Origin of the sequence: Lacticaseibacillus zhaodongensis (assembly GCF_009687905.1) — a bacterium.
Lineage (GTDB): Bacteria > Bacillota > Bacilli > Lactobacillales > Lactobacillaceae > Lacticaseibacillus > Lacticaseibacillus zhaodongensis.
In genome coordinates, this window is record NZ_BLBG01000003.1 from 18,228 (window position 1) to 44,134 (window position 25,907).

25 protein-coding genes are annotated in these 25,907 nt (G+C 52.2%); 21 read left to right on the plus strand and 4 right to left on the minus strand.

Going from position 1 to position 25,907, the window contains the following annotated elements; all coding sequences use genetic code 11:
• The 8 genes from GN107_RS04170 to GN107_RS04205 all read left to right on the plus strand — a co-directional run bounded on the left by GN107_RS04170 (position 1) and on the right by GN107_RS04205 (position 6,553).
• Positions 1 to 648, plus strand: a complete 648-nt coding sequence (locus tag GN107_RS04170; protein WP_155286747.1) for a nicotinate-nucleotide adenylyltransferase — start codon at positions 1 to 3, stop codon at positions 646 to 648.
• The gene (yqeK, locus tag GN107_RS04175; RefSeq protein ID WP_155288047.1) at positions 641 to 1,246 is read left to right on the plus strand and encodes a bis(5'-nucleosyl)-tetraphosphatase (symmetrical) YqeK; all 606 of its coding nucleotides are present in this window, start codon (positions 641 to 643) and stop codon (positions 1,244 to 1,246) included. The genes GN107_RS04170 and yqeK overlap by 8 nt, the downstream gene beginning before the upstream one ends.
• Positions 1,247 to 1,609 (plus strand): ribosome silencing factor, encoded by a 363-nt coding sequence (rsfS, locus tag GN107_RS04180; RefSeq protein ID WP_155288048.1) that lies wholly within the window; start codon positions 1,247 to 1,249, stop codon positions 1,607 to 1,609.
• Positions 1,606 to 2,343 (plus strand): class I SAM-dependent DNA methyltransferase, encoded by a 738-nt coding sequence (locus GN107_RS04185; protein WP_155286746.1) that lies wholly within the window; start codon positions 1,606 to 1,608, stop codon positions 2,341 to 2,343. Before rsfS ends, GN107_RS04185 begins: the two co-directional genes overlap by 4 nt.
• Positions 2,344 to 2,363: 20 nt before the next feature.
• Positions 2,364 to 3,524 (plus strand): nucleotidyltransferase, encoded by a 1,161-nt coding sequence (locus GN107_RS04190; RefSeq protein ID WP_155286769.1) that lies wholly within the window; start codon positions 2,364 to 2,366, stop codon positions 3,522 to 3,524.
• Complete coding sequence (locus GN107_RS04195) at positions 3,517 to 4,086, plus strand: YceD family protein (RefSeq protein WP_155286745.1); 570 nt, start codon at positions 3,517 to 3,519, stop codon at positions 4,084 to 4,086. Before GN107_RS04190 ends, GN107_RS04195 begins: the two co-directional genes overlap by 8 nt.
• 134 nt (positions 4,087 to 4,220) lie before the next feature.
• Positions 4,221 to 5,639, plus strand: coding sequence for an NADP-dependent phosphogluconate dehydrogenase (gene gnd, locus GN107_RS04200; protein ID WP_155286744.1), 1,419 nt, complete (start codon positions 4,221 to 4,223; stop codon positions 5,637 to 5,639).
• Between the two features lie 161 nt (positions 5,640 to 5,800).
• The gene (locus tag GN107_RS04205; RefSeq protein ID WP_155286743.1) at positions 5,801 to 6,553 is read left to right on the plus strand and encodes a gamma-glutamyl-gamma-aminobutyrate hydrolase family protein; all 753 of its coding nucleotides are present in this window, start codon (positions 5,801 to 5,803) and stop codon (positions 6,551 to 6,553) included.
• A gap of 128 nt (positions 6,554 to 6,681) precedes the next feature.
• Here GN107_RS04205 and GN107_RS04210 read toward each other — a convergent pair whose 3' ends face one another.
• Positions 6,682 to 8,091 (minus strand): C69 family dipeptidase, encoded by a 1,410-nt coding sequence (locus GN107_RS04210; protein ID WP_155286742.1) that lies wholly within the window; start codon positions 8,089 to 8,091, stop codon positions 6,682 to 6,684.
• A 371-nt stretch (positions 8,092 to 8,462) separates the two neighbouring features.
• Here GN107_RS04210 and GN107_RS04215 point away from each other — a divergent pair, with 371 nt between their 5' ends.
• Entirely contained in the window at positions 8,463 to 9,149 is a 687-nt protein-coding gene (locus GN107_RS04215; RefSeq protein ID WP_155286741.1) for a response regulator transcription factor, read from the plus strand.
• Between the two features lies 1 nt (position 9,150).
• Complete coding sequence (locus GN107_RS04220) at positions 9,151 to 10,737, plus strand: sensor histidine kinase (protein ID WP_155286740.1); 1,587 nt, start codon at positions 9,151 to 9,153, stop codon at positions 10,735 to 10,737.
• Positions 10,738 to 10,878: 141 nt separating this feature from the next.
• Here GN107_RS04220 and yidC read toward each other — a convergent pair whose 3' ends face one another.
• A complete protein-coding gene (gene yidC, locus GN107_RS04225; RefSeq protein ID WP_155286739.1) occupies positions 10,879 to 11,913 on the minus strand; it encodes a membrane protein insertase YidC in 1,035 nt (344 codons plus the stop codon).
• Between the two features lie 60 nt (positions 11,914 to 11,973).
• Entirely contained in the window at positions 11,974 to 12,255 is a 282-nt protein-coding gene (locus tag GN107_RS04230) for an acylphosphatase (protein ID WP_155286738.1), read from the minus strand.
• 256 nt (positions 12,256 to 12,511) lie between these two features.
• On the opposite strand from GN107_RS04230, the gene GN107_RS04235 reads away from it, so the two are divergent.
• The 11 genes from GN107_RS04235 (at position 12,512) to GN107_RS04285 (ending at position 23,203) form a co-directional block, all read left to right on the plus strand.
• Entirely contained in the window at positions 12,512 to 13,270 is a 759-nt protein-coding gene (locus GN107_RS04235) for a TrmH family RNA methyltransferase (protein WP_155286737.1), read from the plus strand.
• A gap of 105 nt (positions 13,271 to 13,375) precedes the next feature.
• Positions 13,376 to 13,882, plus strand: coding sequence for an HD domain-containing protein (locus GN107_RS04240; protein WP_155286736.1), 507 nt, complete (start codon positions 13,376 to 13,378; stop codon positions 13,880 to 13,882).
• A gap of 169 nt (positions 13,883 to 14,051) precedes the next feature.
• Complete coding sequence (locus GN107_RS04245; RefSeq protein ID WP_155286735.1) at positions 14,052 to 14,408, plus strand: winged helix-turn-helix transcriptional regulator; 357 nt, start codon at positions 14,052 to 14,054, stop codon at positions 14,406 to 14,408.
• A 346-nt stretch (positions 14,409 to 14,754) separates the two neighbouring features.
• On the plus strand, positions 14,755 to 15,801 hold the full coding sequence (pheS, locus tag GN107_RS04250; RefSeq protein ID WP_155286734.1) for a phenylalanine--tRNA ligase subunit alpha: 1,047 nt from the start codon (positions 14,755 to 14,757) through the stop codon (positions 15,799 to 15,801).
• A gap of 6 nt (positions 15,802 to 15,807) precedes the next feature.
• On the plus strand, positions 15,808 to 18,231 hold the full coding sequence (gene pheT, locus GN107_RS04255) for a phenylalanine--tRNA ligase subunit beta (protein WP_155286733.1): 2,424 nt from the start codon (positions 15,808 to 15,810) through the stop codon (positions 18,229 to 18,231).
• A gap of 63 nt (positions 18,232 to 18,294) precedes the next feature.
• Entirely contained in the window at positions 18,295 to 19,443 is a 1,149-nt protein-coding gene (gene mltG / locus GN107_RS04260) for an endolytic transglycosylase MltG (protein WP_155286732.1), read from the plus strand.
• A 21-nt stretch (positions 19,444 to 19,464) separates the two neighbouring features.
• Positions 19,465 to 20,106 (plus strand): uridine kinase, encoded by a 642-nt coding sequence (gene udk / locus GN107_RS04265; RefSeq protein WP_155286731.1) that lies wholly within the window; start codon positions 19,465 to 19,467, stop codon positions 20,104 to 20,106.
• Positions 20,107 to 20,135: 29 nt separating this feature from the next.
• Positions 20,136 to 20,609, plus strand: a complete 474-nt coding sequence (gene greA, locus GN107_RS04270; RefSeq protein ID WP_155286730.1) for a transcription elongation factor GreA — start codon at positions 20,136 to 20,138, stop codon at positions 20,607 to 20,609.
• Positions 20,610 to 20,746: 137 nt separating this feature from the next.
• Positions 20,747 to 21,469 carry a cell wall-active antibiotics response protein LiaF gene (liaF, locus tag GN107_RS04275; RefSeq protein WP_196246256.1) on the plus strand — a complete coding sequence of 241 codons (723 nt, stop codon included), beginning with the start codon at positions 20,747 to 20,749 and terminating at the stop codon, positions 21,467 to 21,469.
• Positions 21,466 to 22,551: a sensor histidine kinase gene (locus GN107_RS04280; RefSeq protein WP_155286728.1), complete on the plus strand. Its 1,086-nt coding sequence runs from the start codon at positions 21,466 to 21,468 to the stop codon at positions 22,549 to 22,551. The genes liaF and GN107_RS04280 overlap by 4 nt, the downstream gene beginning before the upstream one ends.
• Positions 22,529 to 23,203: a response regulator gene (locus tag GN107_RS04285; protein WP_155286727.1), complete on the plus strand. Its 675-nt coding sequence runs from the start codon at positions 22,529 to 22,531 to the stop codon at positions 23,201 to 23,203. The genes GN107_RS04280 and GN107_RS04285 overlap by 23 nt, the downstream gene beginning before the upstream one ends.
• Before the next feature lie 82 nt (positions 23,204 to 23,285).
• Here the strand turns inward: GN107_RS04285 and GN107_RS04290 are convergent, their stop codons facing one another.
• A complete protein-coding gene (locus GN107_RS04290; RefSeq protein ID WP_155286726.1) occupies positions 23,286 to 25,907 on the minus strand; it encodes a YfhO family protein in 2,622 nt (873 codons plus the stop codon).

Consider the following 25,907-nt stretch of genomic DNA (forward strand, 5'->3'; position numbering starts at 1 on the left):
ATGGCGAGCAAGGTAGAGACGCTCCGGCACCCCGTAATCTCGACCGAATTGCGTGCGAAGATTTTGGGCCCGGAGCAGCGGCGCCAAATCGGTATTTTTGGTGGTACCTTCAACCCCGTGCACACCGGCCACTTAGTTATGGCCGACCAGGTGGGGACGCAACTCGGGCTGGACAAGGTTTATTTCATGCCTGATGCTAACCCACCGCATGTCGACAAGAAGGAGGCCATTCCGGCCAAATACCGCGTCGAGATGTTGGCCGCGGCCATTCAGGGTAACCCGCTATTTGACCTCGAGCTGTGTGAAATCAAGCGGGGTGGCATTAGCTATACCTACGACACGATGGTGCAACTCAAAAAGGACCACCCAGATACGGACTACTACCTAATTATTGGGGCGGACATGGTCAATTACCTGCCTAAGTGGTACCGCATCGATGATTTGGCCAAGTTGGTCCAGTTTGTCGGCGTTAAGCGGCCCGGTTACGCACCGCGGAGTAAGTACCCGGTGCTCTGGGTCGACGCGCCCCAGCTAGAAATCACCTCCACCGCGATTCGCAAGCGGGTGGCAAATGGTGAAAGCATTCGCTACCTCGTCCCCGATGTGGTAGCGGCGTACATTGAGAAAGAGGGTCTGTACCGTGACTGAATATGTTTATCCCGTGGCACTCACGGGGGGGCTGACCCGCAGTGAAATCATCGCCAAAATGCACGCCCGGCTCGATGAGCAGCGCTTTGCGCACTGCCTGCGGGTTGAGGAATGCAGTCGGCAGTTAGCAGAACGCTTTGGCGAGGACGTTGACGTAGCGGGTCTAGCAGGCTTGCTGCATGATTACGCCAAGCAGGTTCCAAGTGCTGATTTTGAAAAAGTCATTCGCACTGAGGGCTTCGATCAAGACCTGCTGCAGTATGGCCGCGGCATATGGCACGGCATGGTCGGTGTCTGGTTCATCCAAAAGGAACTTGGTGTGAGCGATCCGCGCGTTTTGCGCGCAATCAAACGCCACACGACCGGGAATCCTAACATGACCGCGCTCGACATGATCACCTTTACGGCTGATTTTATTGAGCCCGCCCGGACATTAGATACGGAAGTTGCCGCCCGGAAGGCTGCCGAAACCAGTCTTCGCACCGCAACACTGATTCAACTCCAGGGCACCCTCAGCTACTTGGTGGGTAAGGGCGCAATCGTGCACCCGCTGACCCTGGCAACTTATAACGCATTGATCAAGAAGGAGAAAAACTAAATGGTAAGTAGTAAAAAGGTCCTTGAGGCTGCCGTTCGCGCCGCGGATGACAAACGCGCCGAGGATATCTTGGCTCTAGACATGCATGAAGTTAGTTTACTGGCTGATTATTTTCTGATTGTCAGCGCCAGTACCGAGCGGCAGGTTCAGGCCGTGGTTGATAACATCGAAGAAAAGGTTGAAGAGGCCGGCGCAACGGTCAAGTCAATTGAAGGTAAGAAGGGTTCCCGCTGGATTTTGATGGACCTCGGCGACGTGGTTGTGCACGTCTTCACGCCTGAAGAACGGGCTAATTACAACCTTGAACAGTTCTGGCAGGACGCGCCAATCGTTGACGTTTCCGCATGGCTGACTGAAGCATGATTTACTCAACGTTCGCCCAAGTCTATGACCAGTTAATGGATCAGGACCTCTACGATGATTGGGCAGAGTATGTCGAAAAGCGGGTGCAGCCCCAGCAGCAAGAGTTGCTAGAGCTCGCCGGTGGTTCCGGTACGCTGGCGGTGAAGCTGGCGCAGGCCGGGTACAAGGTCACTAATCTGGACCTCAGTGCGGATATGCTGGCCCTCGCTGCGGACAAAATTAACGCCGCGGATGTCGACATCCCCCTAATTCAGGCCGACATGCGGGATTTTGGGGTCATCGACCAGTTTGACCTGGTCACTTGCTTCGATGATTCAATCTGCTACATGCAAAATCTTGATGATGTTAAGGCGACGTTTGCGCAGGTTGCTGCTAATCTCAAGTCTGGTGGGCGCTTCATGTTTGACGCGCACTCAATTTACCAGATGGACGAGGTGTTTCCTGGCTACATGTATAACTACCAGACTGAGGATTACGCTTTCCTCTGGAGTAGTTACGAGGGCGAATACCCGCATTCCTGCGAGCATGATCTAACCTTCTTTATTTATCGGGAAGACATTGACGCATACAAGCCTTTGATTGAGACGCACAAGGAGCGCACCTACCCGATCAATGATTTTGTAGCCGCTTTGGAAGCGACTGGTTTCACGAATGTGGAAGTTAGTGCTGACTTCGGGAAAAGCACCGTCAAAGATGACAGCACGCGCTGGTTCTTCAGCGCGGTCAAGCAGTAGGGTAATAACGGAGGATAATGATGCAGGCTGTTGGGATGATTGCTGAGTTCAATCCGCTCCACAACGGGCACGTGTACGCAATGCAAGCTGCCAAGCGTGGCAGTGGTGCTGACGCTTTGGTTGTGGTCATGTCTCCAAATTACGTGCAGCGCGGTGAGGTGGCAATTGTCGATAAATGGACGCGCACCAAGCTCGCACTGCAGGCAGGTGCTGACCTGGTGCTCGAATTACCCTTAGCCAGTGCCATTCAATCTGCACGGGAGTTCGCTTTTGGCGGGGTCCAGCAGTTGGCGGCATTGGGAATCACGAATTTGGCTTTTGGTAGTGAGGATAGTGACCTAGATTTTGCCGGACTCGCGCAGAAGCGAATCGCGGCGGAAGCCCACCCAGCTGGCGGTATTTTTAGCGATTACACGCAGACTTATGCAAGTCAGTTGGCGCAGTTTTACGCCACAGAAACTGGGCGCAAAATCACCGCGCCGAACACCATGCTCGGTTTGGCCTATGCTGATGCAGATGCGGCGCTCCATGCGGGGATGCACTTCTTTGTCATTCCGCGGCGTGGCGCCGCCCATGATAGTCAGCTCGTCCGCGATGAGTTCGCTAGTGGCAGCGCGATTAGGCATGCACTGCGGCAAGGACAAGATGTCAGGACGCTGGTTCCAGCCAGCACGCAGGCACTGCTTGAGCAGGAGCGCCGCATGAGCTGGGCGGACTTCTGGCCCTTACTGCGGTACCGTCTGCAGACGGCCACTTTAGACGAACTGCGCGCAATTGACCAGATGTCAGAGGGTCTTGAGTACCGGCTGCGCGGCGGGATTGTTGGTGCGGCTGATTTTGCAGACTTCTTGCACGCGGTCAAGTCAAAACGTTATACCTATGCACGGCTGCGACGGCTCGCGCTGGCAACGATGCTGAACATGCGCAGTGATGCGGTGGCTTTTAGTAAAGCCAATCCGGTCGTGCACGTGCTCGGGTTTACCGCGCGCGGGCAGCAATTTCTTCACGAGCGGAAGAAGACGGCTACCCTGCCAATTGTGACGCGGGTGGCTGCTGATATGCTTGGAACTGGCGGTGTGCTCGAGCTAGAGGGGCATGCCGATAGCTTAGTTGAAACGATTACGGGCCGGCGCCAGAATTACGGGCGGCGGCCAATTATGGAGGGAATGGGCAATGCTTAAATGGTCAACGAGTAACTTGCGAGAGTATAATCACAAGCCGCTAGCGTTTGATGAAACGTTGGCGCTCAAAAAGGAATTGATGGAGCGGGATCCAGAGCTGATCGACCTTGATGAAGTGCGCGTGCAGGGTGAAGTACTCTACAGTCGTGGTGATTTTGTGGTCACTGGTGAACTCAACACGCAGGCAACTTTACCATCAACGCGGAGCCTGACCCCGACTACCGTTCCGGTTCATTTTGAATTCAAGGAAATCTACCTGAGCGACCCGGACCACGCCGAAGATTATGAGGATGATGACCTGCTCATCCCCCTTGATTCCGAATGGCTCGACCTCATGCCGGCCGTTAAGGACAATGTGTTGCTCGCACTGCCACTGCGCGTACTGACGCCGGAAGAACAAAGCGCCAGCGAGTTGCCTAGTGGTGATAACTGGACACTGATGAGTGAAGATGATCTGGAAGAGGCTAAGCCCGCGCCTGAAGAGCGGCCCAACAATCCCTTTGCTAGTCTGAAGGGACTCTTTCCTGACGATGGCAAGGACGATCAGGACAAACAGGATTAACTGCCATTTAATTCGGCGGAATTATCTGATAGGATAAAGGGTGATTGGGTGGATGCGTTCTATTAACGTCTCCCCGAACTAATTGCCAAAAGAATGAATCACGGATTCATTAAAAAATGGAGGAATTTAGACTAATGGACAAACCACAAATTGGTGTTGTTGGGATGGCTGTTATGGGTAAGAACCTTGCTCTGAACATTGAGAGCCGGGGTTACACCGTAGCCATCTACAACCGGACGGGCTCAAAGACCAAGAAGGTTGTTGAAGAACACAGTGACAAGAAGCTCGTCCCAAGCTACACCGTGGAGGATTTCGTTAAGTCACTCGAGAAGCCCCGCCGGATTCTCATGATGGTTAAGGCTGGTGCTGGTACGGATGCTGTTATCAGCCAGCTTTTGCCACTGCTGGACAAGGGTGACGTGCTGATCGATGGTGGGAACACCTTCTTCGAAGACACCATGCGGCGTAACGCCGAACTGGACAAGTCCGGGATCAACTTCATCGGTATGGGTGTTTCTGGTGGTGAACTCGGTGCGCTGGAAGGCCCTTCCATCATGCCTGGTGGCCAGAAGGAAGCTTACGACTTGGTTGCCCCAATCTTGAAGAAGATTGCTGCCAAGGCTGAAGACGGTGAGCCATGTGTTACCTACATTGGACCAAATGGTGCCGGTCACTACGTCAAGATGGTGCACAACGGAATTGAATACGGGGACATGGAGCTGATTTCCGAGAGTTACAACTTGCTCCGGAACATGCTCGGAATGTCCGTTGATGAAATTGCCGACGTCTTTGGTTCTTGGAAAGATGGCGAGCTCAGTTCATACCTGATCGACATCACCGCCGACATTTTGACCCGCAAGGATGACCTTGGTTCAGACAAGCCGATTGTTGACCTGATTCTTGACGAAGCTGGCAACAAGGGGACCGGTAAGTGGTCTTCTCAGTCCGCACTCGAATTGGGTGTGCCTCAGTCCGTGATCACCGAGTCCGTTTACGCTCGTTACATCAGTGCAATGAAGGACGAACGGGTTGCCGCAAGCAAGGTTCTGCCTAAGCCAGTCGCTAAGGTGAACGTTGACAAGAAGGAAGCCATTGAGATGATCCGCAAGGCGCTCTACTTCAGCAAGCTCATGAGTTATGCTCAGGGCTTCGAGCAGATGCGTGTTGCTAGTGACCACTACGACTGGGACCTGCAGTACGGCGAACTGGCAAAAATCTGGCGCGAAGGCTGCATTATCCGCGCTAAGTTCCTCCAGAACATCACCGACGCCTTTGACAAGCAGCCTGACCTCAAGAACCTGCTTCTTGATGACTACTTCAAGGACATCGCCCGCAACTACCAGGAATCAGTTCGGGACTTGGTTGGTTTGGCAGTTAAGGCTGGCATTCCAGTTCCTGGTTTCTCCGCCGCCATCACATACTACGACAGCTACCGCAGTGAAGTTCTGCCTGCCAACCTGATTCAGGCCCAGCGCGACTACTTCGGTGCCCACACCTACAAGCGGAACGACCGCGAAGGTATTTTCCACTACACCTGGTACCACGAAGCTTAATTAAGATAATTCTCTAACACCCAAGCGCGTAACTCCGCGCTTGGGTGTTTTTGTGTCTGTGCTTGGATTACCGGGCAACTATTGTAATCGTAACGATTTATTTATAAAATTGATGACACTTACATAATTTGCGTGATAAATACGCAGCGGAGGATTTTGCCATGAAGCCAATTATTGCCTTATCTAGCGATGAAATAATCAATGTTGATCCGCAAAAGCCGGACGATTACCCGGTATACGCGCCGCACGATGTTAAAGAAGGGGTGCTGGCTGCCGGCGGGATTCCGATCATTCTGCCCTTCCCGGATGACAGCACACAGGCGGATGCACTCGCGCGCGCCATGGTGCATACTTTTGATGGTCTGATCTTGCCAGGGGGCCCGGACGTGAACCCAATCAGGTATGGTGAGGAGCCCATTCCGGAAGTGGGAATGACCTTGGACCAAAAGGATGTCTTTGAGCTTGCCCTGATTAAAGCAACAGTTGCCGCGCACAAACCGATTTTCGGCATTTGCCGCGGCATTCAGATTGCCAACGTGGCACTTGGGGGCACCGTCTATCAAGATTTGGCCGCACAAGACCCTGATTGCAAAATCCAGCATGCGCAAGCGACGCGTGGCCACTGGCTCACCCATCACGTTGACACCGTTCCGGGCAGCAGGGTTAACGCACTACTCGGCGACCGTTTCCTAGTTAACTCGCGCCACCACGAGGCTGTGCGGGCCGTTGCGCCTGGTTTGCGGGTCACAGCAACCGCGCCAGATGGGGTGATTGAGGCACTGGAATCAACAGCGGATGACGGTGTGCTTCTAGTGCAGTGGCACCCCGAAAATCTCTGGTATAAGCACCCAGAACACCTACGTTTATTTACCGACTTGGTTGAACGGGCTCAACGCGCCAAGGCTGAAACCTGAGCATTAGACAAACAATCTTGTAACGGACTGACCGCAATTGGCGGTGAGCCCGTTTTTTGGTAGGCAGTGCACAAAAATGGCGCCCCCAGCTAGGCCGGAGACGTCATCATGTTGCTCAATTATTTGCTTTAGTCGTGCAGGGTAAACTGTAACTTCATCTGGGGAGCTGCGAGTTCAACCATCTGTCCCATGAGCTTGTTGGAGTTGTCGAAGGAAATCTTCGCCATCTTGGCGTTGACTGCTTCGAGAGTTGCGGAAACGTCCTTGACGCCGGCGATGTCGGTGTCAGTGCTGATCTGCAGGTGTCGGCAAGCGGCAACGGTGTTCTGTTCGAAGAGGTTCTCGAAGTCTTCGAACAGGCCGAAGTTGGTGTCACCGAGAACAGCCAGGGTGCAGCTGAGCCAGTACATAGCCTGGGGGTCGTAGTCCTTCGTGGTGCGCTTGTAAGCGTCAGGTGTGTCGTTCACGTTGGCGTAGAATGGCACAACAGCGTTAAAGGTGTTTGGACCGAATGCAAGCCAGTGAACCGCGGCAATTTCAGGAGCCACGTCATTGCGAATCTGCAAAATGTGCAGTTCCTGGTTCCGGTTGATTCCGATTGGGCGGTAAAGCTTCTTTTCGGCGTCGGTACCGGTTGTACCATATGGGTCGTAAGGTGTGTTCTCGTAGTGAGAACTCAGAACGAACTTGATGTCCTCAATGCTGATCTTCCGCTTGGTGCGGCAGATGAATGGCAAGTCCTGATCAATTGGGGTCGTGTCGAATTCAGGGTTGAAGTACTTCTGACCATACCAAGCCCGGGGGTTGTTGTAACGGGTGTCCTTGATGGTGGCACTGCCGAAAATGTGGCGCATGTTGACCTGATCTGGATCTGGATTAAGGTGGTAACGCTCAATCAGGTCGGGGAGGTCAGCGGCGTACATCGTGTCGTCGGAGTCAAAGTCGAACTGGTCGATGTTCATACGGTTAGGTGCAATGACGTACGCATCGTCGGGGATGCGGATAGCAGCCCAGTGGTGACCGGCGATTGATTCGAAGTACCAAACTTCATCTTTGTCGGAGAAGCAGATGCCGTTGGTTTCGTATGTCCCGTAAGTCTCGAGCAACTTGCCGAGGCGGCGAACACCGTCCCGAGCGGAGTGAATGTAAGGCAGAGTGATGGTTGGCATGTCCTCTTCACCAAGACCATCGTCCACAAGTGGGTCGATGCCAAGGATGCGGGAGTTGGTCGTGATGGTTTCGGTTGAAGTCATGCCGACGTTTTCACTATTGATCCCGGCTGCGCCCCAAATCCCGTTTGCCGGGTTGGCGTTAGGGGTGGAGGTGTAGCGGAGTGGGTTGTCAGGCAGGTCGATGTTGAATTTGCTCAGCACGGACTGGTAGTGACGAGGCTGGTCCTCGGGTTTGATGACAACAAACTTTTGTGGTTCGAGTGGAGCGGCACCGTCCTCGTTCCGGGCAATGATGGTTGAACCATCGGTAGTTGCATTCTTACCGACGAGAATGGTGGTACATGAACCTTTAATACGTTTGGTCATAGAATTCATCTCTTTCTTATTTGTTGGTGACTTAATGGGTCATATGTCTAGTGTATGCGAAAACGAGTCGGAATTCAGCACCCAAAGCAAAAATTCTGTGAATAACTTTCTTAGCGAAATTAGGAGAATTGCTAGCGCATTAAGCTAATAAGTGAGAACATAGTTGTGAAACTAACATTAAATAAGCATAAATTGTTTGGTCAACCCAGGTTAATCCTACAGAATGCCCGTTACGTCGGGCAAATGGTGGCCTTTATCGCGCTTATGTGTTAGTATTTTTTCAGGAAATGGTTCTTATAATGAGATCAACTGTGCATTGATGAGATAACGAATTAGTTCAATCGACTGATTCTTAGAGGAGTGACATAGTAATGAGCAAGATTTTGATTATTGAAGATGAGAAGAACTTGGCACGTTTTGTCGAGCTTGAACTTAAGCATGAAGGCGACGAAACGGCTGTTTACGCTAACGGTCGTAAGGGACTTGACGCCGCACTCAACGAGGACTGGGACGCAATTTTGCTGGACCTCATGTTGCCAGATTTGAACGGGCTTGAGATTTGCCGGCGCGTGCGGCAGGTTAAGAACACCCCAATCATCATGATGACCGCGCGGGATTCCGTTATTGACCGGGTTTCTGGTCTTGATCACGGTGCTGATGACTACATTGTTAAGCCATTTGCTATCGAAGAACTTTTAGCCCGCTTGCGTGCGTTGTTGCGCCGGGTCAAGTCCATGGACGCCAGCAACAAGGCTAAGCAAACGACTATCAAGTACCGGGACTTAGTTATCGAGAAGGAAAACCGGATTGTCCGCCGCGGCGACGACATTATTGAGCTGACCAAGCGTGAATACGAACTGCTGCTTACCCTGATGGAAAACATCAACGTTGTTTTGGCCCGCGATGTTCTGCTCAGCAAGGTTTGGGGTTACAACTCGGATGTTGAAACCAATGTTGTTGACGTTTACGTCCGTTACATCCGGAACAAGATCGACCGTCCTGGTGAACAGAGTTACATTCAGACCGTTCGGGGCACGGGCTACGTAATGCGGTCCTAGAATGGACGGCACGCACGAAGACCAATCTAGTAGTGCAAAATCACGGCGCTTTATTTCGCTGCGCTGGCGGTGGGCAGCCACCGTTGGCTTCGGCATTTTTCTAACCTTCCTCGTGTTTGCCATCATCATCTACGGGGTGATGCGGCAGACTTTGGTGACTCAGGAGAAAAACACCGTTACGGATACCGTGAACGCGGTGCGGGCGCGGCTCACCCCAGTCGCAGAAAACCTGACCGTGAGTGCGGTCCGGCCACTGCTGGATACTTCAATTAGCCAAGGCGAAGATATGTACCTTCCCAACCAACGGCGTAGTAATATCAGTATCTTTTCGGACACGACCATCCAAAAAATGTCCCGTGCAGATTTCAACGTCTCAGTTTATGACCGGTCTGGGAAACTCCTGTTTAATTCGCGGCCAAATCCGTTGAAATTCCAGCGTTCCGAGCGGTTGGCCGTGAAGAGCGAACGGAACACCAAATTCGATGGCATTGTTGGTCGTGCTGCCGTGATCAGTGATGGTACCGGGCGCAGGATCGGGTACGTGCAGGTTGCCGATGGAATGACCGCGTTCCACCACACGATGGACACGATTACCGACACAATCTACATGATCAGCATTGCCGCTCTACTCATTTCGGCGATGGTGGGCTTTTGGCTTGCAAACCGCTTCTTGCGGCCAATCAAGCGGATCACCACAACCATTGATGCGATCAATGGGGAGCCGGAGAGTGATGCGCGGATCGAGCAGATTGCTAGTAACGATGAGCTCAGCCATTTGATCAGCGAGTTCAACGCCATGTTGGACCGGATGCAGCGCTATATCGATCAGCAGACTGATTTTGTCGGGGACGTCTCGCATGAATTGCGGACACCGGTGGCTGTTTTGGAAGGGCACCTGCAGCTTCTTAATCGTTGGGGCAAGGATGATCCTGAAGTGCTTGACGAATCCCTAAAGGCTTCGTTGCAAGAAGTCGCCCGGATGAAGAGCTTGATTCAGGAAATGCTTGATTTGACCAGGGCTGACCAGGTTGACACGCAGTTTGCAAATGCTGTTACCGACGCCCAGCCCGTGATTGCTCAAGTGGTGGACGACATGCAGATGATTCATCCTGATTTTGCCATCACGCTTGAAGATGATTTGAAGGGCAAGAATTGGGTGCAGATTTACCGCAACCACTTGGAACAGGTCATGATCATTCTCGTTGATAATGCCGTGAAGTATTCCAAGCAGCGCAAAGAGGTTCACGTTTCGGTGGCGACGAGCCACAACGAGCTCGATATTGCCGTGCAGGACTTCGGTGAGGGTATCAGCCCCGAGAACGTTGCACGGGTCTTCAATCGCTTCTATCGGGTCGATAAGGCCCGTAGCCGTGAAAAAGGCGGTAATGGCCTTGGCCTTGCCATCGCGAAGCAGCTCATTGATGGCTACGGCGGGTCGCTAAGCTTGGACTCCGTCGTCGGTTCCGGTTCGGTCTTCCGAATCGCTCTACCGCTGCTCACGGATGCGCAGGCACAGGCCTTCCGTGACGCAGCCGCCCAAGACGGCGATGGTGCCACTAGCGACAGTCTTTCGGGTTCCCAATTATAATTATGTAAATGCAAGACGGCGTGGGTTGGACTTCATTCTGATGCGCGCCGCCTTTTGTATCGGCTTGGTTAATTTAGGGCAAAAAATAAGCAGTTCCCACATCAATCTGGGAGCTGCTTTTTGAATCGGCTTTATGCCAAGTTATTCGTGCTTTTGCTTGCCCGCGTTGCGTGCCCGTAGATCTTCTGCTGTGGGCGTTGGGTCTGTTTTATCTGCTGCGGAATCAGAACTATTGCCTGGTGCGGCAACGCCCATCGCCTGCATTTTGTCAAAGTTACTTGCTTGGGGTGCGCGGTCAGTAATTGCGCCGTCTTCATCGAACATGTCTGGTGTGACCAGAACAACTGGTGGTTTGGTGGCGTATTCCTTGTCCAGACGCTTGCGGATTTCAGGAACAATCATGTAGGTGATGATTGCTTGTTGAATCACCATGACAAAACCGGTACCGAAGAAGTAAAGACCCAGACCGGCTGAGGAAATCATACTAATCCAGAAAGTGATCAGCGGGCTCATAATCATCATGTTGCGCATGGTCTTCTGCTGTTCAGGGGGCACAGACTGTAAGCTCATCCAGCCTTGCACCACATAGAGCAAGGTCGCGGTGATGGTGATGAACATACTTGGTTTGCCGAGCGGAATGCCGAAGAAGGTACTTTCGGAGATCACCTTCGAGTAGGCAACGGCTTGGTACAATCCGGTGATGAATGGCAGCTGAATGATCAGGGCTAGGCAGCCCATTTTCGGCATCATACTGCTGCCGTTCTTCTTGTAGACATCCTGCATCAACCCGTTGATCTGCATTGTAGTTTCCTGATCAGAGGTGACTTTAGCGGCCTTTTGTAGCAAGTCGAGTTGCGGCTTAAGGACCTTGGCTTTTTCCTGTTGCTCCGTTGAGTTGCGCTGTTGCTTGAGCATGCTTGGCATCAAGACGAGGCGAATGATCAGCGTGAAGATCAAGATGGCGAAACCATAACCGTTACCACTGATGCCACCTAAGTGTTGTGCGGACCAGTTAAGCATGTGGGCCATGGGCAGAGAAACATACTTGTAGAGGCTCCCGTAGAGAAAGCCTGTCGGTGGTTGGCGGACGCCGGTGCTGACGTGCCTGCTGCAGGCAGACAGGAAGATCAAAATGCTTCCTAACGCACCCGCAGTGAGGATTTTTTTATTTTTCATTTACACATTAATTCCCTTCGTGATAATCGCTTCCCACTATACTTGATGCCCTGCAGGCTTTCAAGCGATAACGTCGAAACTGTCATATGAAGGAAGCGGCTGGATTGGCGTTTCCTCGTAACTAGAAACGCGGCCATAAGGGGTCGGGCTGTCCTTGATTGCTTTTTTGAACTTGGCCATGACCGTTGGTGTTGCTAACGCGTGGATGACCACTGAGCCGTCCGCTTGGTTGGCAACATTCCCGCGCACCCCTAATTCGTCCGCGACCATTTTGGTGCTCCAACGGAAGCCAACGCCCTGAACGAGACCGCTGACGCGCATTGTGTAAGCTACTGAATCCATTTTGTAATTACCTCCGCTTCAATATAGGTGTATCCGGATACTACAGACGCACTGTTTATTATTTACAGTTTAGCACAGACATCGCTAGCAGCACGGACTTACATGGACGGATTTAATTACACGAAATGTTGTTATCCATGTTATAGTTGTGATAGCTATGACTAGCCGCCGTGTGCGTTGCACCTGTTTGCACACTGGTGGTACAAAAGTGTCGTGAGTGCCGCTACGAGCGATCACTCAATCGGAGGATTTAAACATGGAAATTATCGCGTCACCAAAGAATGATCACATTAAGTTAGCCAAGAAGTTGACCGTTAAGAAGTACCAGAAGGATTACGACCGCTACCTGCTTGAAGGGCCGCACCAGGTTCACGATGCAATTGCTAGTGGCGCTGAACCCGACCGGATTTACGCTACGAGCAAATACATGCAGGACCGGGAGTTACGGACATACTACAACCGCATGTTTGAAATCAGCTCTGATGTCGCACAAGCCCTCAGTTCAGCCAAAACTTCTCAGGGTGTTTTTGCGGTCATGAAGATGCCCCACAATCAGTTGCCAAAGCCACTGAGCGGCAGCTTTTTGATGCTGGACGCCATTCAGGACCCCGGTAATGTCGGGACCCTGGTCCGGACTGCTGACGCTGCGGGTGTTAAGAACGTGATTTTGGGTAAGCAGACTGCCGACGAATTTTCACCAAAAGTTCTGCGCGCGATGCAGGGTAGTCAGTTCCACGTGAATGTTGTTAGTGCGGACTTGATTAAGCTCACCACCGCATTGCAGCGTAGTGGGGTGCCTGTCTATGGGACTGAACTGAACGATGAAGCTAAACCTTACGCATCGATGGCCAAGACTGAAAACTTTGGCTTGATCATGGGTAACGAAGGTAACGGGATGCGGCCCGAACTGCTCGCCCGGACGGACGCGAACATTTACATCCCAATGCGCGGCCGTGCGGAATCACTGAACGTCGGCGTTGCGGCCGGGGTTGTCCTCTTCCACTTGCTTTCCTAGGATTTCTTTGCGGATATTACGTTTCTCTTACTTTTAGCAAGAATAATCTGCAGATATGCACCCACCTGCTATAATGTGGCTAAACAAGTTAAAGGATGGTCAGCAATGGAGAAATATCGGCGTTGGCAGCATGATCAAGAATATTTGGCACTGGTTAGTGACTTACTCGCTAAGCCTGAAGTTCAGCGGCTTGCAGATTTTACGCAGCACCACCACAGCACCCGTTTGGAACACTCGATTCGGGTGTCCTACACCAGTTACATGATCGGTAAGCAGCTGCACTTAGACGTACGCGCGATTGCGCGGGCCGGCTTGCTACACGACCTGTTTTACTATGACTGGCGGACGACCAAGTTTGACCTTGGAACGCACGCATATGTGCACCCACGCATTGCGCTGCACAACGCTGAACATTTGACTAAACTCAGTCCCGTTGAGCGGGACATCATTATTAAGCACATGTGGGGTGCGACGCTGGCATTGCCGAAGTACCCTGAGAGTTACGTGGTTTCACTGGTTGACGATTACGCCGCAACCGCTGAGTTCATGCACCCGTGGCGGATGCGGATGCTCGCTAAGCTTGGCGCCGCAACCGTTGTGAATGGTAAATAGCTTGAACACAAATTAAGTAATGACGGAACACCAGCGAAGTGCTGGCGTTCTTTTTTTTCGCCTGTGAATTAATATGTGCGGTGAGTGCAAGTTTTGTTGCATTCGCGTGATTTAGCGGTATACTTGATTCAAGGTTACTATCAATTCGTAAGCGAATGAGGGGAATAAAATGCAAGTTGCCACAAAGCCATGCACTAAAAACAGTGCAACAGAAATCTGTCCACATTTTCAGAAGACGTTCATGATTCTGGGAAAGAAGTGGAACGGTCTAATCCTTGAAGTACTCATGGATGGACCGCAACGGTTCAAGAACATTGCCAGTGCCGTTACCAAGTGCTCAGACCGGGTGCTCGTTGAACGGCTCAAGGAGCTTGAGAGCGATGGCTTGGTTGATCGGGTCACGCACCCAGATTCAGCACTAATTGAATACCGGCTGACACCTAAGGGTGAGGGCCTTTCCGATGTGCTTGCCAGTGCCCACGCTTGGGGCGATGTTTGGCTGACTGACGAAGAATGTGTTGACTAGCAGCATTTTGGCGTCTAGACTGAAGCATAGTTAAATCGTAAAGGCGTTGAAGAAAACGCAGGCGTGAATTGCTGTCAGGAAGAAAGCTCACCGACTGAAAGGCTTTTGAGCGGAGCGCGCCCGTATTCATTTTCTGAGCTGACTTATTAGTGCGGAGGCTGCTACAAGGCAGTGGTCGCGCGGTATGTTCCGGTCGCGACCGTTATCGCCTTAATTAAGAGCGCACATTGTGTGAACAAGGGTGGTACCGCGGCTAGTTCGTCCCTGATCGTCGAAAGACGGTTGGGGGCTTTTTTTATGCGTTCAGCCGTCGCTACACACTTTAGATACAGAAAGGATTATTGCCATGGACTTGCAAGATAAGCTTCAGGCACTGCTCAAAGAGAACCAGAAGAAAATTGAGGAAACCAAGGAGCTCGATGACTTGGACAAGATCCGGGTCAACCTGCTGGGCAAGAAGGGCCCCATCACCCAAGTATTGCGGGGGATGCGGGACCTGGACGCAACGGAGCGGCCAAAGGTTGGTGCTTTTGCGAACAGCATTCGCGATGAGCTGAACGCCGCACTTGATGAACAGCGGGAAACACTGCGCCGCGAGCGGGTTGCCCGCAAGCTTGCTAAGGAAACGGTTGACGTGACGATGCCCGGCACGCCGGTCCGCTTGGGGACGCCGCACATCCTGCAGCAGATTATCGATGACTTGTCCGATTTTTTCCTCGGCATGGGTTACCAAATTGTGGACAGTTACGAAGTTGAACAGGACCACTACAATTTTGAAATGCTCAACATTCCTGCTGACCACCCCGCTCGGGACATGCAGGATACCTTCTACCTGAACAAAGAACTGCTGATGCGGACCCAGACCTCCGCGGCGCAGTCCCGGACGCTGGAGAAGCACGACTTTAGCAAGGGTCCGCTCAAGATGATCAGCCCCGGCCGCGTTTACCGGCGCGATACCGATGACGCAACCCACAGTCACCAGTTCCACCAGATGGAGGGGCTCGTGATCGACAAGAATATCACGATGGCCGACTTGAAGGGCACGTTGCTCGCAATGGCCCAGCACGTCTTCGGTGCCGACCGTGAGATTCGTTTGCGCCCATCATACTTCCCATTCACGGAACCTAGTGTGGAAGTCGATGTGTCTTGCTTCCGTTGTGGCGGTAAGGGCTGCAGCGTCTGCAAGTACAGCGGCTGGATCGAAGTTCTGGGTGCCGGCATGGTCCACCCGAACGTCCTGACCTACGCGGGTGTTGACGCAGATGTCTATGGCGGCTTTGCGTTCGGCCTCGGCCCGGACCGATTCGCCATGCTGAAGTATGGTGTTGACGACATCCGGAGTTTCTACACCGACGATGTTCGTTTCCTTGAACAGTTCCACAAGGAGGGCTAATTAACAATGGATGTATCGTATGAATGGTTAAAAGAGCTAGTTGACGTTCCGGTGACCCCGGAAGAGCTGGCTGATAAAGTTTCCCGGACAGGAATCGAAGTACCAAGCGTGACCTACCGTGGCGCTGGCATGAAGAAGCTTGTGATCGGGCACATTGAAAGTGAAGTTATGCACCCGAACTCTGACCACCTGCACATTTGTCAGGTTGACGTCGGTGAAGATGAGCTCCGCCAGATTATCTGTGGTGCGCCGAACGTGGCTGCTGGCCAGACGGTTGTGGCCGCACTACCTGGTGCCCGGATTGCCAACAATGTCAAGATCAAGCGCGGCAAAATCCGCGGTGAGGTCAGTGACGGCATGCTCTGCGCCCTGCAGGAAATTGGGTTCAGCGACAGCGTGGCGCCCCACAAGTACAGTGACGGCATCTACGTCTTTGATGAAGCTATCAAGCCAGGGACTGATGCTATGGACGTGCTCGGCATGAACGATGCCGTCCTCGATTTTGACATCACCCCGAACCGGGCGGACATCTTAGGCATGCGCGGTACGGCTTGGGAAGTCGGTGCCACTTATGGCAACAAGCCGCACTTCGAAGAAAAACATCTGGTTGAAGGCAGTCAGAAGACTGCCGACATGCTGAAGGTCAGTGTCACTGACCCTAAGGATGCGCCAAGCTACAATTTGCGCGTGGTCACGGGCGTCAAGATTCAGGACAGCCCACTCTGGATGCAAAAGCGCCTCTGGAATGCTGGCGTCCGGCCAATCAACAACATTGTTGATATCACCAACTACATCATGCTCTACTTCGGACAGCCGCTGCACGCCTTTGATTACGACAAGCTCGATAACAAAGAAATCCTTGTGCGTCGGGCGACCGATGGCGAAAAGCTCACCACGCTTGATGGTAACGACCACGAGCTGGTCAGTGACGACATCGTTATTACTGACGGCGACAAGCCGGTTGCTCTCGCCGGGGTCATGGGCGGTTTGAACTCCGAAATCACTAAGGACACCACCACGGTTGTTTTCGAAGCTGCGACCTTTAACCACATCAACATCCGTAAGACCGCCCAGCGTTACAATCTGCGCAGCCAGGCGTCAATTCGCTTCGAGCGCGGGATCGACTTGGCCAGCATCGTTCCTGCATTGAACGAAGCCGCGCGCCTTGCCGGTGAACTAGGTGGCGGGACCGCTACGGCGGGAGTGATCACAGGCAGTTCGGTCAGTGCCGATCCAGTGGTGATCGATATCTCTTTGAACCGAATTAACAAAATCTTAGGAACCCAGATTTCAGCGGTTGCAGTCAGCAAAATTTTTGATCAGCTGGGCTTCGGGGTGCAGGAACAGGCAAGTGCAGACGATGTGATTTTCACCGTCTCCGTTCCGGCCCGGCGCTGGGATATCAGCATTGTTCCTGACCTGATCGAAGAAGTTGCGCGAATCTACGGCTATGATCAGCTGCCAAGTACCTTGCCAACCACCAGTCAGACCGTTGGTACTTTGACTACGGTTCAGGAACGCGTCCGGCGCAGTCGCAAGCTCCTTGAAGCGATGGGGATGGATCAGGCGATTACCTATGCTTTGCGGCGTGAAGGGGACAACAAACACTTCATCCTCGAACCAGGCGAAACCACTAAGTTGGCATGGCCGATGACGGTCGACCACCAGGAATTGCGGCAGAACATGCTCAGCGGGTTGCTCGATGCCGTTAAATATAACGTCGCCCACGGGACCGCGGATATCGCACTCTACGAACAAGGCCGGACCTTCATTCGGCATGCGGGGCACGACCGACCAGCCGAGCACGAATACCTTGCCGGCGTGTTCAGTGGGTCAATGCAGCAAGACTCATGGAATCAAAAGGCAAAGCCAGTCGACTTCTTCACAGTCAAAGGCATTGTTAGTGCCTTGCTTGATGATTTTGACATTGCTGGGAACATTGAATTTGCGGCAACTGACCTTGACTCCGCTTTGCACCCTGGGCAGGGCGCATCGATCTACTTGGACGGCGAACGCATTGGTCTGCTTGGTCGGCTGCACCCCGAGTTTGAACACGAAGAGGGCTTGCCTGCAACCTTCGTTTTCGAACTGAACTTGGAACCACTGTTTGTTGCCGACCGGAACGTCAAAATCGCTGTGCCTGCGCCTAAGTTCCCTGGCGTCACCCGCGACGTTGCGCTGTTAATCGCAGACAACGTTACCGACCAACAAGTACTCGATGTGATTAAGGCCAATGGTGGCAAGTACTTGCAGTCCGCCCGCCTGTTTGATGTCTACGCTGGACCGAAGCTGCCTGCTGGCACTAAGAGTTTGGCCTACACCTTGACCTACCTGAACCCAGAAGCCACCCTGACGGACGAAACGGTTTCCGCTTCATTTGCCAAGGTTACGGCTGCCTTGGAATCTGAACTTAAGGCACATATCCGTTAGGGGTATCGCATTTTGGCTGTGTTTTAGCTATAATGTTAGGGATAATGCTATGGAGGTCTAACGGTGGCTGAAACGAACAAAGACACAAACAATCAGGATAAGAAAACTATCCGTAATGTCCAGTCGAATGTGGTACACCGCATTGTGATTTGGGTTGTAGGGATTATTATTGCCCTACTGATCATCGTCGGCTTCATGGGCTACCGCTACGTGCGGTCTTCCTTTGGGCCTGTCAACGAGTCGGCGACCGCGACCGTGAACGTCAAAATTCCGATTGGGTCAACGAATAAGGACATTGCAACACTGCTTGAAGACCGCCACGTCATTAAAAGTGCGGTTGTCTTTGACTACTACGTTAAGTCCCGTAACTACACTGATTTTCAGGCGGGAACGTACTCTTTGAAGCAGTCGATGAGTTTACAGCAGGTGATTGCTGCTCTGCGGACCGACAACGGTTCTGTTGCGCGGCCTGTCGCCCACGTACTTGTGCGTGAAGGGGTGACGGCTGAAGACATTGCGGATACGATGTCTAAGTACACCAAAAAGGATAAGAACCTGACTAAGAAGTCATTCATGAAGGTCATGCGTAGTAAGTCATTCTTTAAGCAAATGGCTGCTAAGTACCCCGCACTACTTAGTTCTGCGACTAAGGCGAAGGGTGTCCGCTACCGACTTGAGGGTTACCTCTTCCCGGCGACCTACGATGTCTCGAAGAACATGACCGCAGAAAAACTCGTTGAATCAATGATTGCCAAGTCGGATAGCACCTTGAGCCCGCTCTACAAGTCGATCGATCAGAAGGGCTTCACTGTCCAGCAGGTCTTGACACTTGCTTCCTTGGTTGAACGTGAAGGGGTGACGGAGAACAGTCGGCGGATGATTGCCGGCGTTTTCCTGAACCGAATTGACGTTAAGATGCCGCTGCAATCGGATCTGACCGTCATGTACGCTCTTAACACCCACAAGAAGCACCTGACCAACAAGGACACGGCAGTTAACTCCCCGTACAACTTGTACAAGCACACGGGATATGGCCCTGGTCCCTTCAACCAGCCTAGTCTTGAGTCTGTCCGTGCGGTCCTGAATCCCGCGGAGCGTAGCGCAGGTTACCTCTACTTCGTTGCCAACATGAAGACAGGTAAAATCCTGTACGGGCGCACCCTCAGCGAACAGAATGCTAATATCGCTGCAATTGGCTCGGATAACAATTAGGACACTGATTTGGGGGATACCGTGACAGAACTACAAAAACCAATCGTCATCGGGATTACTGGGGGCTCTGCTTCTGGTAAGACCACGGTGGCACACGAAATTTTTCAGCACTTCTCCACAAGCAGTTCGATTCTGCTTCTCGAACAGGATTCATACTACAAAAGTAGCAAGCTGCCCTTTGAAGAGCGCAAGAAAATCAATTATGATCACCCGCTTGCTTTCGATACACCACTGTTGGTTGCCAGTTTGAAGAAATTACTTGCACGGCAATCAATTGAAAAGCCAGTTTATGACTACAAAATGCACAACCGGAGTGATAAGGTTGTCCACGTTGAGCCCCGTGACGTCATCATCATTGAGGGAATCCTTATTCTCGCCGATGAGGAGTTACGCAAGCTAATGGACATTAAGGTTTTTGTCGATACAGATGACGATATCCGCCTAATGCGCCGGATACAACGCGATATGGTTGAGCGTGGCCGCTCTCTCGACAACATCATGGCCCAGTACATGAGTACCGTTAAACCGATGTATCATGAGTTCATTGAACCCACGAAACGGTACGCGGACTTGATCGTGCCAGAGGGGGGCGAGAATCACGTTGCCATTGATCTTTTGGTAACCAAGATTCAGTCAATTCTCTCTGAGCGTGGCTTGGCTTAAAACAAACAAATTAAAAGGAGTACACGCACATGGCAGATAAGAACTATCAGATGACCGCTGAAGGTAAGGAAAAGCTCGAGAAGGAACTGAATGAATTAAAGACCGTTAAGCGGCCTGAAGTGATCGATCGCATCAAGATTGCCCGTTCATTCGGGGACTTGTCCGAAAACTCAGAGTACACGAGCGCCAAGGACGAGCAGTCATCATTGGAGAGCCGGATTTCCACGGTTGAACAGATGCTGCGGTATGCCGAAATCGTTGACAGTGATGCTGTCGCGAAGGACGAGGTTGCTGTCGGCAAGAAGGTCACCTTCATCGAAGATGGCGAAACCGATGAAGAGACTTACCAGATCGTTGGTGCGGCTGAAGCTGATCCGGCAACCGGTAAGATCAGCAATGAATCACCAATCGGCCAGAGTCTCATCGGCAAGCACGTGGGCGAGAAGGTCAGCATTCAGACCCCGGGTGGCGAGATGATCGTTAAAATCGTGAATGTCGAATAGTAGTGATTAAGTGAACGGTTAAGGTAAGGGGTCCGGCGTGAGCCGGGCCCCTTACTTGTTAATTGCTTGAAATATCAGCCGCTAGCCCTAAGACAAATTAGGGAAAACGCGTATTATAATGTCGGGAGGTGATGTCATTGTCATCCAGAGTGCGCTTTTTTATCATCATCGAGGCAGCATTATTCTTGATGCTCGCATATCAAATCATTAGTAATCCTGCTACCCTGGTCTTTAGCATTTTGGCAGTGTTGAGTTTGGTCTGGGCAAATAGTCTGCACCGGGGCAACTTTTTAAAAACACCATTGCTACTATTTGGCACCATTGCGCTAGTCGTTACGGTGTTCATTAATCCCACTGCGTGGTGGATGATCATGGTCGCAATTCTCGCCATTCTGTTTGCCGGGCGTGGTTCCATCAGTAGTTCAGGGCTCATGCCCTGGTTCCGAAAGCAGTTTGTCAGCGTGCGGACTACTGGTGACGGCGATAAGGGGACTGATGGCCGCCGCCCGTGGTTTGGCGATTTCGTGATCGGTCAATCAGTCTTTGAATGGGAAGACGTTAATATCAGTATTTTGACCGGCGACACGATTGTTGACCTTGGTAACACCATCTTGCCCCGCAGAGATAACGTCGTGATGATTCGAAAGGGCTTCGGGAAGACGCGCGTACTAGTACCAATTGGGGTCGGAATCGAGCTCAACCACTCAGCACTTGTTGGCAAGGTAGACTTTGGTGGGGCGCAGCATATTCTGCGCAATGAGACCCTGCACCTGTACAGTGATGATTATGAGAGTGCACCACGGCATTTGCGGATCGTGACCTCAGCCATTATTGGCGATTTGGAGGTCGTGCCAGTATGAGAAAACGTTCGTATTTGGGGGTTTTTAGCGCCCTCGCAATTATTACTATTGGTTTTGAACTACTGTTACTCTGGATCATCGCCGGGCCAACGAATCCCCAGCACCTGCTGGATCTGCTGCTGAAGAGTTATTTTGGCGTGCCAGTCGTCATGTATGCCTTATTTGGCGGAATCACGACTGGAATTACAGGTTTTTTGATTGCCTATTTTGCCGTACACCGCTTAACCCGCAACATGACCAGTAAGTTATCCGTTCTGGCTGGTAACCAGCTGGAGCGCGACGGGTCCATGGCTACTAATCGGGTTGCTCACGAGGTCGGCCGGGAGAACGCGGTAATGTTGGAAAGCCTGCGCCAAAAAATCGTCCGCTTGCAGCAGGAAATTGCCCGTTACAGCGCCCAGCCGGTCATGGTCGGTGGGGAGTCGAAGGAACAGATTCTCATTGAGGAGCGGCACCGGATTGCGCGGGAGCTGCACGATTCCGTTTCCCAGCAGCTGTTTGCGGCCATGATGATGCTTTCGGCAATGAAGAGTACACTTAAGAAAACTGATGCGGACGCCAACTTACAGAAGCAGGTGCGGACGATTGAGCGGGTCATTAATGCCGCCCAGTCTGAGATGCGGGCCTTGCTCCTGCACTTGCGGCCTACGAGTTTGGCTGGTAAGCATTTACGTGCAGGAATTATCGGTCTGCTTAAGGAACTCCAAACCAAAATTCACATTCGGATCACCTGGGAATTGAGCGATGTTCAGTTGGCGCCTGCCGTTGAAGATAATCTGTTTAGGGTGGTGCAGGAGCTACTTAGTAACACTTTGCGGCATGCCGACGCCGAGGAGCTTGAGGTTTACCTTGAGCAGGCGAACGACACCGTGATTCTGCGGGTCGTTGATGATGGTGTGGGTTTTGACTCGCGCAAGGACGTCGCGGCTGGGAGTTACGGCTTGCAAAATATCAAGGAACGCGCTGCTAGTATTGGCGGCACCGCCCGCATCATTAGCTTCCCAAATCAGGGAACGAGTGTGGAGTTGCGGGTTCCGGTAACCAAGGAGGATGATTCAGTTGATAAAAGTTCTGATCGTTGATGACCACGAAATGGTGCGTCTTGGAATTTCTTCATACTTAGGGGTTCAGGATGACCTTGAGGTGGCAGGTGAGGCCGAAAATGGCCAAGAGGGTTTGGACATGGCCTTAAAGTTACGGCCGGATGTCATTCTCATGGACTTGGTGATGCCGAAGATGAACGGGGTTGATGCCACAAAAAAGATTCTCAAGGCTTGGCCGGCCGCTCGCGTGATCATTCTCACCAGTTTTATCGATGACGAGCTAGTTTACCCGGCGATGGAGGCCGGAGCGGCTAGTTACATTCTCAAGACCAGTACGGCCGAGGAAATCGCAGACGCCATCCGGCAGACAGCGAAGGGCCAGACGGTTCTGGAGCCGGAAGTTAGCAGTAAAATTCAAAACCGGGGTAAGGCAATGGCGGACATTGCCCTTTACGATGATTTGACCAGTCGTGAGCGTGAGGTCCTCCGCCTGATTGCGCAAGGTAAGAGTAATCAAGAAATTGCCGACGAGCTCTTCATCACTTTGAAGACGGTCAAGACGCATGTATCCAACATTCTGGCCAAGCTGGAAGTTGATGACCGCACGAAGGCTGCAATTTATGCTTTTAAACACGGTATCGTCAAACCCAGCGGTGATGATGACGATGATGGTCATACCGCAGCGGTTTAAATCAAAACAACTCAAGTTCCATGCAAAAATGCCACCGACCCGGCGCGGATCGGTGGCATTTTGTGTTTTATAGGTCTGTACGTTAGTGACGCCGGCCCATTGCGTGGCGCGGCCGGTAACGACTACGCAATGTCCAGTAGGCTAAGATCCAGCTACACATGGAAATCACGCTACCCAGGAGCAAGTACGGCGGCACGTAGCGCATGGTGACGTGGTGATTACCTTGCGTTAGCGGTACTGTCATGAACATGTTGAGCGCCTTTTGCGGAGTGACCCGTTTGCCGTCAACGCGCACCGTCCAGCCCGGAACCTGGGGGATGGTGGTGAACAGGACTTGCTTGCGTTTGCTGACGTTGATGTCCCCGCTGAGACTGCTAGCCTTTTGCTTGACGTTCGTGAGCGGGCTCGCCTTCAATTGCGTGATGGCGGCGGTTGCCTTTGCGTTGTTGAGCTGGTAAAGGGCCACGTCCGCGAAGCTGATGTCCTTACTAAAGCTGAACTTCAGCACCTGCTCCTTACTCATATCTCGTGGCGTCACGTTCAGGACCACAGTGTTGCGGAAGGTGTCGTAGGTGTGGACGGGTTCACCATTAAGCGTGATGTTGACCACGTTGCCGGTGAAGTCACCACCAACGGTCAAGTAAAATGAATCGGTGGTGTCAGCCTTGAAGTGGTACGCGACGGTGGCCGTTTTATGCTTGGGCGCGACGCCATAAACCATTCCTGACTTGGTATGAACATTTGTGAAGACGGTCTTGCTGGGAGTGATTGCGGCAAAATACGGGCTGTAGCTCTGCCCAGTGAGTCCCGCCATAATCGCTTCTTGATTGCTAATTGGACTACCAGGGGTCAGTTTGACCCGCTCAATTTTGTTGCTGGCGGCGAATCCTAATCCCAGCGCGTTCTGATTTTTGTAGATGTTTAGCAGCTTAGTGTGACCCACCGGCTCGTAGTCGGACATGTCGGGCCGGGTGCTGAGCGTTGGCAGCAAGGTGTTGCCGAGCGTTTTAGCAGTTACTGGCCGCTGATCTAACCAGTACTTGGTGTCGAGTAACGCATCAGTCAGGATGGTGCCGTCCGCGTAGGTCACAAAACCATCGCCCTCAGGTTGGCCGATGTTGGCGTAGAAGCGGGGCACGGCTGGTTCGAACATCGAGTTGAACTGGTCTTCGCCCATGTAGCCGATCTGCATCGCGTCGTTCTTTGTCCGCAGCACTGTTTTGCCGATGCGATAAGTACTGTGGTCGTGGTTTTGAATGCGGCTGACGCCCTGGCGCAATGTCTCGGTGTAAGTATGGTAATCACTATGGCTGACGTAACTGATTTGGTTGAGCGACAGGGCCGCGTTCGTGGCCATATCAATGACCGTGAAGCTAAGAATCAAGAAGCCGCTCAGCTCCTTGCGGTCATCGCCGGTACTCAACAGGATGATGGCGAGTAACCCAAACAAACCGGATAAGACAACCGTTTGTTTGCGCAAGTAGGTGAAACTCCCAACGTGCGCGTACACATACACGCTAGCAGTGATGACGAGCACGCAGAGGAGCAACATCTGGACAATGTTAATTCCGTCCTTAACTGTCCCCAGTCCCCTGGCGGCGAGGAAAATCAGCCAGAATACCACCACGAAGGAAAAACGGTAGGGGTACCAGACGGGAAACTGCATTCCGTGCCAGAATAGATCTAGTGGTTCGTACATTAGCGATAAGGTTAAGAATGCGGTGATGGCGAAAGCAACGACGCGCTCCCGAATTGGAATTTTGCCGGCAATGAAGTAGATAATTACCCCGAGGAAGACGATTGCCCCCACGAAGATATTTGGTAGTCCCGACGGCATTTGGCCAAAATTGAAGGAGCCACTAAACATCTTGCTGAGCAAATGGAGCGGGGGGTACTCGATGCGGTTGTGGACTGCAGTTACCGTATAGGTGCCCTTGCTGAGGGTGATTTGGTAAAAAGTTGGCAGCAAGATGAGTGCCGCGCTCCCGGCTGCGAGGATGGCTCCGGAGACGAACCGCCAGCTAGTTCGTAATAATTGCGCGCGCTGGGGCCGCTTCCTGGCAAGACAGTAACCAAAATACAAGCAGCTGAATATGCAAATCATGTACGCCATGTAATAATTAACAATGAGGGTGACCGCGAGCGCGATGACGAAGCGGCGGGGCCGGTGCTCAAATAATTCTTCGATTCCATCTGCGACCAGTGGCAACATGATTGCCCCATCAAGCCACATCAAATTGAGCTGATTGCTGATCATCCACCCGGATAGTGCGTAGGCAAGACCATATGTCGGTAGCAAGCGCGCGGTGACCCCGCGCCGTTTGAGAAAGTAGGCCATGCTCAAACCGGCAGTTCCGTATTTAAACAGGGTGATGATGGTGATTCCTAAATCGAGCTGGGTTTTGGGAATCAGGACTAGAATCAGGTTGAAGGGACTCAGCAGGTAATACGCCCAGACGCCGAGCATGTCCCCACCAAGGGCTTTATTCCAGCCGAAAAGGAACTGTCCAGGGTGGCCGAGAACCGTTTGTCTAAAGTATGCGTAAAAATCGATGTATTGTTGGCCCATATCGACCGTTAAGAGACTACCATTACCAAAGGGATAAACCCGCCGAAAGGCAAAAAAGTAGATTGCCATGATGATCACCGGTAAAATAAAGGCGATCACCAGCGGGTGAGTCCGGATTTTGTTCAAGAAACGCAT